Below are 1,178 nucleotides of genomic sequence, written 5' to 3'. Positions count from 1 at the left end.
CACTAGCGTTGCATTAATTATAACTAATAATAAAAAATGTTGGTAATGTTCAATTTTTAACTGTCTAGACAACAAAAAATCCTTTATAATGAATAGGTCAGGTGGTTTCCTGTCCAAATCCAATATAAAGGACCATATCATGGACAAGAATACACTAAAATCAGCATTTGGTAAATGGATTGCACCTATAAATTCTAAAAAGCTTTTTGACCAAGTTAAAAATCTAAAACAAGATAGCTATACCAAAAAACTTACGACTGAAGCCTATATTAAACTGATGCTTTATGCACAAGTACATGAAACGGAAGGGCTTCAAGCACTAAGTGATGCTTTATTGGATGCGGACTTTCAGAGAGCTGTTGGTTTTGAATCGATTAGCGCATCTCAGCTCTCACGCAAGAATAGAGAAATAGATCCATCCATATTAGCAACCCTATTTTTAGATCTTGTTTACCAGATACGCGGATATCACAATAAAGCCTACAAGCATATGCCGTTAAAAATCATTGATTCGAGTACATTGCCTCTTAATTTAACCAATTATAAGTGGGCGAAATTCCGCAAAACAAAGGCTGGTGTCAAGTTACATTTGCGCCTTGTTTTCATGGATAAAGAAACGGTTTATCCTGAAAAGGCTGTCATTACAGTAGCGAAAGAACATGATCGTAATCAACTTGAAGTCCTTGTTGATGACAAGGAAGCCATGTATGTCTTTGATCGCGGCTATATGGACTACGAACGTTTTGATCGGATGACGGATGATGGATACTTCTTCGTATCCAGACTAAAGAAAAATGCCGTCATTCGTGAAGTATGTTCATTCTCGGTTCCAGCTGAATCAATGGTTTTAACCGATAGAATGGTTTACATAGGCTCCACACAAAAACGTTGTGAAAACGTTTTTCGTCTTCTCGAAGTGATGGATACGAAAGGAAATATCCTTCGATTGATTACCAATCGATTTGACTTGGAACCACAAGAAATTAGTGATATTTATCGATCACGCTGGGCAATTGAACTGTTTTTCAAATGGTTAAAGCAGCACGTGGAAATCAAACATTTTTACGGAATGAGTGAAACAGCTTTACAAAATCAAATCTATATAGCACTCATCACCTATTGTTTACATGTGCTTATCCAACTGGAAACGAAAAGCAAGAAATCGTTGCTTCGAATTA

At 36.4% G+C, this 1,178-nt stretch carries 1 protein-coding gene; it reads left to right on the top strand.

Features of this window, described 5'->3' with window-relative positions; translation table 11 throughout:
- Nucleotides 1–139 precede the first annotated feature (139 nt).
- A partial coding sequence (locus IEX12_RS23085; RefSeq protein WP_188725993.1) for an IS4 family transposase occupies nt 140–1,178 on the top strand: 1,039 nt, incomplete at its 3' end.

This window comes from Lentibacillus populi, assembly GCA_014642895.1.
Classification (GTDB): domain Bacteria; phylum Bacillota; class Bacilli; order Bacillales; family Amphibacillaceae; genus Lentibacillus_C; species Lentibacillus_C populi.
Note: the sequence above shows the minus strand (reverse complement) of the source record. Positions and strands in the feature narration are given on the sequence as shown.